At 44.4% G+C, this 11,331-nt stretch carries 11 protein-coding genes; 5 read left to right on the plus strand and 6 right to left on the minus strand.

Going from position 1 to position 11,331, the window contains the following annotated elements:
• Positions 1–52 precede the first annotated feature (52 nt).
• The 3 genes from RS891_RS23720 to RS891_RS23730 form a co-directional block, all read right to left on the minus strand.
• Positions 53–883 (minus strand): methyl-accepting chemotaxis protein, encoded by an 831-nt coding sequence (locus RS891_RS23720; RefSeq protein WP_113053644.1) that lies wholly within the window; start codon positions 881–883, stop codon positions 53–55.
• A gap of 68 nt (positions 884–951) precedes the next feature.
• Positions 952–1,950 carry a sensor domain-containing diguanylate cyclase gene (locus RS891_RS23725; protein ID WP_113053643.1) on the minus strand — a complete coding sequence of 333 codons (999 nt, stop codon included), beginning with the start codon at positions 1,948–1,950 and terminating at the stop codon, positions 952–954.
• 28 nt (positions 1,951–1,978) lie between these two features.
• Positions 1,979–2,785, minus strand: coding sequence for an alpha/beta fold hydrolase (locus tag RS891_RS23730; protein WP_113053642.1), 807 nt, complete (start codon positions 2,783–2,785; stop codon positions 1,979–1,981).
• Between the two features lie 217 nt (positions 2,786–3,002).
• Here RS891_RS23730 and RS891_RS23735 point away from each other — a divergent pair, with 217 nt between their 5' ends.
• On the plus strand, positions 3,003–4,220 hold the full coding sequence (locus tag RS891_RS23735; protein WP_315793364.1) for an MFS transporter: 1,218 nt from the start codon (positions 3,003–3,005) through the stop codon (positions 4,218–4,220).
• On the plus strand, positions 4,213–4,779 hold the full coding sequence (locus RS891_RS23740; RefSeq protein ID WP_315793365.1) for a TetR/AcrR family transcriptional regulator: 567 nt from the start codon (positions 4,213–4,215) through the stop codon (positions 4,777–4,779). The genes RS891_RS23735 and RS891_RS23740 overlap by 8 nt, the downstream gene beginning before the upstream one ends.
• Positions 4,780–4,882: 103 nt before the next feature.
• Here the strand turns inward: RS891_RS23740 and RS891_RS23745 are convergent, their stop codons facing one another.
• Positions 4,883–6,517, minus strand: a complete 1,635-nt coding sequence (locus RS891_RS23745; protein ID WP_315793366.1) for a nucleoside hydrolase-like domain-containing protein — start codon at positions 6,515–6,517, stop codon at positions 4,883–4,885.
• Positions 6,518–7,041: 524 nt separating this feature from the next.
• On the opposite strand from RS891_RS23745, the gene RS891_RS23750 reads away from it, so the two are divergent.
• From RS891_RS23750 to RS891_RS23760, 3 genes are read left to right on the plus strand one after another with little or no spacing between them, the layout of a single operon-like run.
• Positions 7,042–7,692, plus strand: coding sequence for a hypothetical protein (locus RS891_RS23750; RefSeq protein ID WP_315793367.1), 651 nt, complete (start codon positions 7,042–7,044; stop codon positions 7,690–7,692).
• 34 nt (positions 7,693–7,726) lie between these two features.
• Complete coding sequence (locus RS891_RS23755; protein WP_315793368.1) at positions 7,727–8,284, plus strand: DUF1697 domain-containing protein; 558 nt, start codon at positions 7,727–7,729, stop codon at positions 8,282–8,284.
• A gap of 55 nt (positions 8,285–8,339) precedes the next feature.
• On the plus strand, positions 8,340–8,996 hold the full coding sequence (locus RS891_RS23760) for an Imm50 family immunity protein (RefSeq protein ID WP_315793369.1): 657 nt from the start codon (positions 8,340–8,342) through the stop codon (positions 8,994–8,996).
• A gap of 5 nt (positions 8,997–9,001) precedes the next feature.
• On the opposite strand, the gene RS891_RS23765 is transcribed toward RS891_RS23760, so the two are convergent.
• Entirely contained in the window at positions 9,002–10,189 is a 1,188-nt protein-coding gene (locus tag RS891_RS23765) for an MFS transporter (RefSeq protein ID WP_315793370.1), read from the minus strand.
• Between the two features lie 110 nt (positions 10,190–10,299).
• A complete protein-coding gene (locus tag RS891_RS23770; protein WP_064636122.1) occupies positions 10,300–11,256 on the minus strand; it encodes a helix-turn-helix transcriptional regulator in 957 nt (318 codons plus the stop codon).
• Positions 11,257–11,331: the final 75 nt, after the last annotated feature.

Genomic DNA, 11,331 nt, shown 5'->3' on the forward strand with positions numbered 1-11,331 from the left:
AGCGTTTTTTCGACTTCAGGATATGGAGTACAGGATTAAACGCTACAAATTATTATTCAGCGTCGTCAGTAATTTTTTCTACCAGTTTCCGCAAGCCATGATTGGTTTCGTTCAATTGATCAATTACACTCATAAACTCTGTGACCAGTTTGGCCTGTTCTTGAGAAGAAACTGAAATCTGGGCAATCTCCTGTTCCATGTTCAGTACGGACTTTTTCACAGCATCAAGAGACTGTTCTATTCGTCCCGTGGCTTCCTTTGTCCCTGTTGACATTTTACGGATTTCCGTGGCTACTACTCCAAAGCCTGCCCCGGCTTCACCGACCCGCGCCGCTTCAATTGCAGCATTTAAACCCAGCAGATTGGTCTGTTCTGAAATTTCTTTTATGTAGCTAACCACTTCATTCACATTACTGGAATCTTCAACCGCACGTTTCGTATTGCTCAAAATTTCTTCCGAGGTTGCACTCAACTCTTCCGAATGAGCAGCTACATGCTGGATACCTTCAATCAGTCTGCTTGTAACTTCTCCTGCCTGATTCATCAGTTTTTTCAATTGATCCTGGGTATCCATACTATATGTAATGCAAAGGACTGCTTCTATCTCGTTCTGTTCATTCTTAATCGGAAGGAAATAGGAATCCGTAGCGATGCCAAAAACCTCAGCCGGATAATGCTCCCTTGTCTTGGCTTCATTTTTTAACATCTTAAAGTCTCTGTGTATATCTGCAATTGGGTCTCCTGCCTTGAAATCATATTTCAAAGCGTTACCGGATTCGAAAAATAGGAATTTTTCCCGGTCCATGACCGATATGGAAACATCCTGACGTGTAGCTTCGCGAATAAATGGTATTGCAGCCAAAACAGCCTCAACCTGATTCATAATGATATATTCACTTCCTCTTAATAGAGATAATAGTGCTGAATATTATATCGACAGTTATTAATCAATTATGAAGGCTTAATACCATTACTCGCTGCTTCGGCTGCATGGGTCACCCGATTTCGCCCGCCCGTTTTGGAGGCATAGAGCGCCTGATCCGCCTTTTGAAACAAAGACTGATCTGTATCTTCCTGCGAAACCGTTGCCGCGCCAATACTCACTGTAATGTTATACTCTCCCCAATCGGCAGAGGCGACCTGTGAACGGTATCTCTCTGCTATAGTTACAGCTTGCTCTCGATCACAATCCGCAAGAATAATGACAAATTCTTCTCCGCCATAACGCGCCACCACATCCGTGCTTCGTGACACCGATTGCAGCAGGCCTGCCAGGTTACCCAAAACCAGATCTCCAATCGGATGTCCATACGTATCGTTAATACTCTTGAAGTGATCAATATCAACGACAAGAAGGGAGAAAACAAACTGAGTATCCCGGAAGAGAGCCAAACTTTCCAGCATTTTATCCTGAAAAAATCTGCGGTTCTTGAGTCCTGTAAGCAGATCCGTCGAGGCCATTGTCTCCAGCTGATCATTTACTTTAATCAATGCCTGCTGCTTCACCTTGTATTCTTCGTGCAGTCGTTCAAGCTCCTTGTTCGCTTCATGGGTAGCTTGATACAACTCTTGCAGCTTCGTTTTGGTATTCAAAATATCCTTTTCATGCTCAATTCGCTTGCGCATGACAACCACAACACAATCGATTACGTTTTCCCCATTGCGGGTCTGGCGAACCCCGTTCAGTAGAACCGGAACATCCTGTTGATCGCTGGTCCGAAATGAAAAATACATCTCATCCACATGTCCATATAACTGAATGTAGGGATAGAAATACGTATGAAAAAAAAGCTTGTTGGTCACAGACATGGTGGACTCGATATGTCGTCCCAACAGCTCGTTGCGTTCATATCCCAGCAAAGTCAGCAGGGTTTGATTAATGGATTGAATGATTCCCGAATCAGCGATCGAGAAGTAGCCACATGGAGCCACATCTAATTGAATATCCATGAAATAATTGCCTTTCCTCTCATTTTATTTACACGCTCTGCAAATAGTCTATAATGAAGCGGCTTGTCTCTTCAGGCTGACTCAAATGTGGATAATGTCCCTTGGCCGTCATCTGTTGAAGTCTGCTGTTCTTCAGATGTGTATGCAAGTAATGCCCCACTTCAACAGGCGCAATGCTGTCATCTGAGCATTGAAGAATGAGCGTAGGTACCGAGGCGCGCTCCAATTCATCCCTACAATCCGAGAAAAACGTCACTTCCGCAAATTGTCTGGCAATATGCGGATCTCTCGAACAAAAGCTTTTTTCCAACTCATCCGTCAGCTCTTTCCGTTCCTGATTCTGCATAACAATCGGAGCGAGATAGCTGGCCCAACCTATGAAGTTCATCTGCATCATTTCCAGCAGTTCATCAATGTCACGCCGATCAAAACCGCCGTAATAACCCGGAAGATCGTTTACATAACGCGGGGAAGGCCCCAGCATAACAATATGTCTAAAATAGTTGGATGCTTCGATGGAAGCGAGCATGCCAATCATGCTGCTGACAGAATGCCCGACAAATATGGCGTCTCTCAATTCGAGCGCTTCCATAATCTCCAGCACATCCTGTGCATATCCTCGCAGACTGCTATATTTTTCAGCATCATAATAGTTAATTTGAGATTGGCCAGAGCCTACATAATCAAATAAAACGACACGATAATTATCCATGAAGCTCGGAACGATATAACGCCACATATCCTGATCACATCCAAAACCATGGGCAAAAACAATCGTTTGACTGCCAGAACCGAGCACCTTCACGTTATTGCGTACAAGTACATCAATCGCCACAACAATCACCTCTCTGAGGTAGTATCCTTTTGTATTGTCTATCTGGTTATTATATCGGAAAATGCTGGGATATGGATAGAAAATATTAATTTCCTCATCTCGGAAGGTACAGATAGACATCGTACAGAATTATTTTTAGACCTTTACAATCTGACTAACGTCAGATAAAATCAGATAAACATGTCGCGCGACAGAGATTATATTGCGGAGGAAAACGATGAACACTCTGACCGATAACCATTTGCCTCAGAAATTGTGGGGAAGATCCTTTATTTTTATTATGCTGGCTAATGCATTTTTGTTTATGGCTTTTGAAATGCTGCTTCCCACTCTGCCTTTATTCGTTTCATCCCTAGGAGGAGAAGCTTCCCAAATCGGACTTGTCACAGGTATTTTTATGTTCTCTGCCATCCTGGTAAGGCCATTTACAGCAGTATTGGCCACAAGAATGGACAAAAAATATCTTCTGATTATCGGCATAGCAATCTGTGCTTTAAGCACTGGAGCATACTACCTCTCGTCAGGTATATGGATAATTCTTGTGTTACGAGTCATTCACGGTTTTGGCTTTGGTTTGGCGACAACATTTTTCGCAACGATAGCTACGGAGAACATGCCGAAAGAACGACGCGGGGAAGGCATGGGATATTTCGGAGTGGGTGAGACCGTAGCTATATCCATTGGACCACTGGTTGGAACCAGCCTGTTGTTCAGATACAATTATCAAAGTCTTTTTGTGGGAGGGATGTGCATATTGCTGTTAGCCCTTCTGATGGCGGTATTTGTATCCCGAAAACCAAAGCCGGTCCAAGGCAATCAAAGAACGGAGCTCCCCGTTGCTACAGTCAAGCTAATCGAGAAAAAAGTATTATTTCCTTCCCTCCTGATCATGTTGGTAGGTATAGCTGCTGGTTCCATCATGTCATTTGTGGCTTTGTTTGCCTCAGAACGCGGTTTTGAGAATGTAGCCTGGTTTTTCTTTATCGTGGCGATAGCCAGCTTTGCAGTTCGATTATTCTCTGGGAAAATGTTTGATCGGTTAGGGCCAGGCTCGGTATTGCTGCCATCAGCCGGATTTGCAATCGCTGGACTGTTTATGCTAACAGTAGCCCAGAATGAAGTACATTTCCTGCTCGCCGGGGCGCTGTACGGTTTTGGTTTTGGTGCCATTTTCCCAGCCATTCAGACCTGGTGTGTAAATCTCGTCGATGAACATGAACACGAGAATGCCATGGCCTCCTTCTTCAACTTCTTCGATCTTGGTATTGGCGGCGGGTCGCTAGTGCTTGGTATCATGGCTTCTGCTTTTTCCTATACAATGGTGTATCATATTGCCATAGGTGTCTTTGTGGTATATCTATTATTATTTTTGGTATACTCACGGAGACAGCGGATGAGAGATCAAGCCAACCAACTGGAGGTAAACCTTGAGTAAAAGAAGAATTAAAGAAATCGCCATCCAACATTTCAACCGCCACGGTTATGAAGGGACCAAAATGGCCCAGATTGCCGAAGAAACAGGCATTCGCAAGCAATCGCTTGCTTATCATTTTCCAACAAAAAAGGCTCTGCTGATCGAAATATATGAGGAAGTAGTTCAGGAGGAACAACAATTCGTAAAACAGTTCTTTCAAAAAGAGACTGCACAACCTTTGGAGCAGCAACTGCATGCCTTTTTAATTGAACACAAAAATCGGTTCCTGACCAACCCGAATGTGGCCTTTATGTATATATTGTCTTTTATTACTCCACTAGAGGTCCATGATTTTGTGCTGGCTCAGTACCGTTCATATCTGGGCACATTGAAGGAAGAGCTTGCAGAAGTTTTCGCGAGACATCCAGATATCCGTTTAAGTCCAGAAGAAGCAACTTTAGCCTTCGTAACGCTTATGGATGGTCTTGATGTGCAGCTTGTGTATGAGACAAGACAATCCTACGAGCAGGCTTTGGCGATCACCTGGAATGTTTTCTGGTCAGGTATCCAGCAGCGCTGAGCACCAGGACCAGGTACACCTTTTGGTGAATGATTGACGTGAAACCAAAGAGGAGCATCTCCCCAAGTTTATACTTTTGGGAACCGCTCCTCTTTGTTTTGTTTCATTTTACAGTCAATATCACACGTTGATAATGCTTCAACTGGTGCTCCCCATCATCCTGTACTTCCGCTACGATATGAATGGTATCGCCCGATTTGGCATCGTCAGGTACCGTGAACGTTACAGCATTGGTATCACTGTCCTCTAATTGTATTGTATCCAGCTTCTCACCCTTTGCCAGTTCACGATGCAATCCAAGCTGCAAGTCTCCCGCCATCTCAGGCTGGACTTTCTCCTCCTGGACGTTGGAATCTTTGTACGTATCTGCTTCAAAATATCTCCACCATTTGTAAGTCAGTTGATCCCCATCCGGGTCTTGGCCTTCTGCATGAAGGGTTACTTTCTCACCCGGACTGACGGACAGGTCCAATCCTTCCTTAATTGTTAATGACGGATTATGATTGGCTCCTTCATACGTATCCGTGACGGCCCAATCGGCACGAGCAGCAAAATCATTCTGAATATCGTCAAACCATCTCATCAGAGAGTATTCAGCCTCATAACGTTTGGTATACGGATCGTAGTCAAGAACGTTGTTCCTGAACAGCTTGTCATTTACTACACCGAAGCGTCCACCCCAACCACCGTAAGAAGGGTCTTCCATACTGCGCAGGCCATTGTCGATCAGATAGAAGAAGGATGGAGAATCACCCTCCGAGATAAAATCGTATTTATCATATTGTGGATTTTTCTTTAGATATTCAGCACTACCGCGCTGCTCTTCGTCCAGCTCGCCTTCAATCATTTTGCCATCACCCATGGATGCATACATATCCAACAACTTGCCATGACCATCCAGAATGTTTTTAATCATCCAGTCGCCATGCAGCTTACTGTTGACTTCCTCTGTATGGAATTTCCACGCATAGGCAAAATGCCAGAAGTTCGATTGGTCGTTCAGAATACGAATGTCCGGCCAATTTTTTGCAATATAGTCATTATAGCTGTCATCCTGATCGAGGATAATGTATAACACCAGTTTATCACTGACTTTTTTGCGAATCGTTTCCCACTCCGCCGTATCCTTATATTGTTCTTCAATCGATTTCAATGCTCTGGCTGTTGTATTCGTACCGCCCCAGGTCTGCACAATCAGATCTCTGGAATCATCGTCGAGGAAAAGCGTCTGGAGAAATTCGGAACCTTCCGTTTCTTTCACCATCTCACCTTTGTCAGTGATATTACCGATTTTGGTCATCTTGCGAAGCTGTTCCGGCTCCGGATATCCCTCTGCATGTTGGGACAAATTGGGATAAATCTCACCATAGGCATCAATCATATCATACACCCACTGCGTACCTGTCCAGCGGAAAGGTTTGATTCCTGCTTCCTCATCCCCTGCATAATGATACACTGAACTGGTCAGTACAATGCCCGCAAGATCCATTTCATTGGAGTATAATAGAAAACGAATAACCGAGTTCATATCATCCACTTCACCATCGGTAGTAATCACCGTTCTGGCTTTGGTTGCGGACTGATTTGAAGTTTCTGTAGGTTCATTTTGTTCCTGTTCTGCTGTCTTGTTCGGTGTTTCAGTAGCCGATTGCGGTGTTTTGGATGCGCATCCACTGACAATCAGAATCACACTGAGGCAGCCAGCGGCCAAAACATTTAACCATTTTCTAGTACTCATGTTCGTGTTGTTCCCCTTTCTTGTGTTCCACGCGATGTGTTTTTGGGAATGTCTGCGATGTTAGCCTGCTACTTAATATGGTCCATAAAATGCAAAAAAACCCAAACATCAATATGAGTTGGACAGAGTCCACGCATATCGACATTCAGGTTTTGCCTGCCAAAGCAGTAACAATCCTCATTTGAGAAAAAGTATAGCATAATCTTAGTTTACTGTAAACGCATTCAATATTAACTATATAAATTGAACTAAAGAATATTTACACTGCCACTCCGATGACAGGGAACCTTCCGATCGCTTTTATCCCCAGGTTTTTTTGATTTCCTTTTTCATAGGTGCAATTCCGGATGCTCCGCCGCTTCTTCAGGTTATTTCTGTCCTCTCCGTTCTCGTGTAAATGTTTAGTTCAATTTATATAACCACAGGGTGTAGATTTTACCATTTTGATATATGATAATTCTTATGATTATGAGTGTATGTAACCACTTGAAAATAAGCCTAACACAAGGAGGAATCAGACACCGATGGAACAACTGAAGGCAGCCCTAATCCGTTTTGTGGAGCAGCAAGATTTATATAATGAAGCTTATGGACTTTTCAAAAATCATGATCTTCGTCCTCGTGAACAACATCGCCAGCCGGAAGTGGACGAACGAATCCCGCTCTCTCCAGAGCTGCAATATCTGTACAGCCAGTACGAGATGATGGATGAACAGGCCAAAGGCACACTCAAAATGAAAAGTGCAGCTGTCGAGATCGGTGATGCAGCTCTAATCTTCTTTGTTGCACCTGAACATCTCTATCGTCAACAACTGGGGCACCGCTGGATCGGAATGAACGAACCTTATGAGGAGTCAGCCTCTTGGCAAAAAAATCATGTTGTCATCGCGAATTTTAATGATGATCCATTGATTGTGGATACAGTTGCACCGTATTCACCGGTATATGCTGCTTTTGCAGGTGAAGAACCTCAGCTTATTGCCGATTCATTAACAGACTTTTTCAATGCACTCGCCATCCTGATTGAAGCTGCACGGGCCTATGACGGGGAATTGAAGGACGAGGAAACTTATGAAACCAAACCCGAATATTTGGAGCATGTCGAACCTATATTGAATGATTTACTTGGAGTAGAGCATACTGCACATTTATTCGAATATTTGTCATTTCGTTAAAAGTAAAGGATCACAAGATACGGAGGATTGAATCATGATTTATGTTGCTTTGCTTCGGGGCATTAATGTGGGCGGGAATAACAAAATCAATATGAAACAGTTAAAAGAAACCTTTGAGCAAGCTGGCTTGCTGGATGTGGTGACATATATCAACTCAGGCAATATTGTCTTTGCCGATCATCAGGAACGCGTGGATGCGAATACGGAATTATCCCAAATTCTTGAACAAGCCATAGCTGTCGATTTTGGCTTACAGATCAAAGTGATGGTACGTAATCTGGATGAAGTCCGAACTGTTATTCAAGCACTACCGGAGGACTGGACGAATGATGCCACGGCCAAAAGTGATGTCATGTTCCTCTGGGATGAAGTGAATGATGCTTCAGTTCTGGACAAACTGCCCATCAAACCGGAGATCGGCACATTGCTATATGTTCCCGGAGCTATTTTATATTCCGTCAGTAAAGAACTTGTCACCAAAAGTGGTATGAACAAGCTCATAGGCTCCAAGGTCTACAAATATATGACGGTCCGGAACGTGAACACGACCCGCCAGATTTACAAGCTGATGCAAGCTGCAGCTGAGAGATGATCAGGGCCAAGTGAAGTGTCTTGCCAGTTTTCAAAGCTTATTCGGAGGGGATTGCATGAATCAGGAGCCGGCATGGAACGTTAGCATAAAATCTGTGGAGCGGGAGGAATTTTATTTTGCCCCGAATACGGGATGGCAGGTGAAGGTACCCACCTTCCGAGTACACTTCAATACAGACTGCGAATTAAGGCTGCATGCTCAAGATCAGATTTTGATAACTGTTGGTGAGGTTGGAACAGCAGACTGGACCGCATTTATTGGAATGGCAATAGAATGCGGACCTGATTCGATCCTGCTGTACACAAATCCCCAGTATGAGTCACGATTGGTGGAAGCCTGGCAGTTTGAAATGGTCTTCTCACCACTTAATTCCATTGAAGGTGCCCAGAACGTAATCGATACGTTGGGGTTCTTCCCACCCTTTCACTACGATGAACTAACAAATGTGAAGCTGGAAAATGCGGATCAAGGCGCTAGGTATGAACATCTGTCCCTGACGATTACTCATACTTCCACAGACGGGTTGGAACAGCCCCTCGACTTTAATTTTGAAGATGTGCAGTTTAAGAACATCTCTCCCGCCGAGGAAAGAAATGTCTGCTTGCAGCTCAGCTTCGCTTACGAAGGTGAACAGATTGGCGTGCAACTGGACGCAATGACCGGATTCGCAGCGACATTTCTATGCCGCAAAGTTGTGGTTCAGTTAGGTTAATAACATTACCCGGCAACGGAATGGGTTTGATTTTTCCTCACCCCCAGCATGACTGCACCCATGACGAGAACCAACAGGGCTACCAGCATGAAGGGAATATGTTTATCCACCTGATACAGCGTTGTTGTCAGTAAAGGGGTAATCACGGCAGATATGCCCTGAATCGCTGCAACCAATCCGGCTGCGCCACCCTGCTGTTCTTTGCTGACCGAAAGAGAAGCTCCCGCCATGAAACCAGGCATCATCAGACCCGAACCCATGCCGAACAGGAAGAATGAGAGATAATAGGCTACCAATTGACTGGAAATCAGAAACAAAACCATGCTTGTGAGCAGAAAAAGGGACCCGAGCAAAATCATTGGCCGCGGCTGCCATTTCAACCACTTCATCTGAATTACCTGCATAATCAGCATTGCAGCTCCGGAGAACATGAGTCCGAATGAGACCATTCTGGCTGTAGCTCCTGGAGATAATGCGAGCTGATCCTGAAAATAAAATCCACCCACAACCTGTAACGTCATAATACCAATCATTGTAACCAACCCGGCAGCAAGATACATACGCAAACCGCGTTGGAGCGGGTTAACCTTGGGCGCTTTCTCCTGAATGACCGGTTTGGCAGCAGGAATGAGCAACAAAGCGATAATAAACGCCGCTACCGCAATAAAAATACCAAAATAAAGCGGCCACAGCAGACCGATAATCGTAAAAGCACCTGCTATCGCAGGACCAAATACAAGTCCCAGCCCATTGGCGGCGCTAATCAGTGCCATCCCGCTCCCTCGTTCCTTTCCTTCCGTCACATCGCCCATATACGCCTGAGAGGAGGATAGCACTGCCGGAATAAACATACCGATCAAGCTCCGTGTTACAATCAGAAGAGTTAACAGCAGGCCCCCTCCGATCCACGCATTTAATCCACTATACATCGCCAATGCAAACAACGCACAGCTTATGGACATGCCTATGAATCCAATCAATATGATGGGTTTTCTGCCTTTCAGATCACTGAATCTGCCCCATACCGGACCCATCACAGCCATGGCGATGGACCCGAGTGAAATAATTAGCCCGGAATGACTTTCTTTCATCCCCAGCTCACGAATAAGCGGCGGCATAATGGGAGCAATAAGCATAAGACCCAACATGGCTGCAAATACGCTAAAAAAGATACTTCCTCTAATTCTGTTCACGCTCATACACTCCTTTATTTTTCAGTACAGTATCCACTGTACCTGGAGTATACAAGGCTGAGAGAGTGTCGACTGCCTCCATACGGAACAATTAACGGTTAGACGGATTATTAATATATTTTTTTCATTTCCGATGGCTTCACGCCGAATTTGCGATAGAATTGCTGGGAAAAGGCACTGATATTGCTGTAACCAACTGCTATCGCTGCCTCAGTAACGTTGTTCTGCTGGCTGCGCAGCAATTTCATGGCGTTATCCAGACGAATCTGGCGCAAATATTCAAATACGGTAGTGCCGAATAACGCCTTGAATCCTTTTTTCAATTTAAAATCGTTTAGACCCACCTGTTTGGACAACGCCAGCAGGGACGGAGGGTCCACCATGCATGCCTCCATAATCTCTCGGGCAGTATGCAACTTCCGTATATCCTCTCTGGAAAATCCCGAAGGGATAGGTGCCAGATCAAATAGCTGAATCATAAACCGATTCAATATCTCCAATGCGGTCGCTTCCATCATTAAGGAAGATCTATAGGGGTTGTTCAATTCCCCAATCAGACTGTCAATCATCGTTCGAATTCTGTGATCCAGCTGAAATATGATCGGTTTGAACACACAATGTCCTAAAATGTCCTGAAACCGAATGGACTGGCTCGTTGCCAATTGAGCGCCCGCATAATTAAACAATGAGATAGGAATTCCGATAGCAAAAGAAGTATAATTCTCCAGTGCAGGTGGATGAAACCAGGCTTCAAAATCACGCATCATAATGAGTGCTCCCTGCCCAGTGGCCAGCGTATATTCCTGACCAGATATATCTACGTAACGCGCACCTGACAATGCGAATTGAAGCTCAATGATGGGAATATTCGACGCAAAGAACGTAGAGCACGGTTCACTATATTTAATCTGAGAATACACAATTTCGATACCACTATACGTGGTTACTCTTTTTATATTGCCACTGCCCGCTTTAGCAGAGAGCAGGTACGTATTTTCATCTTGCTGACTGAATGGTTCCTGCGTTAAGTAATGCTGGTATACGACAGCTAACGAATCGAAACCCATATGTTCTCACCTCGTCTATAACTTGATCTTAACTTTCAGAAAGAGATTCATTTAATTGAGAATAATTCTCAATAA

The sequence above is a fragment of the Paenibacillus sp. BIC5C1 genome, assembly GCF_032399705.1.
GTDB classification, from domain to species: Bacteria; Bacillota; Bacilli; order Paenibacillales; family Paenibacillaceae; genus Paenibacillus; species Paenibacillus taichungensis_A.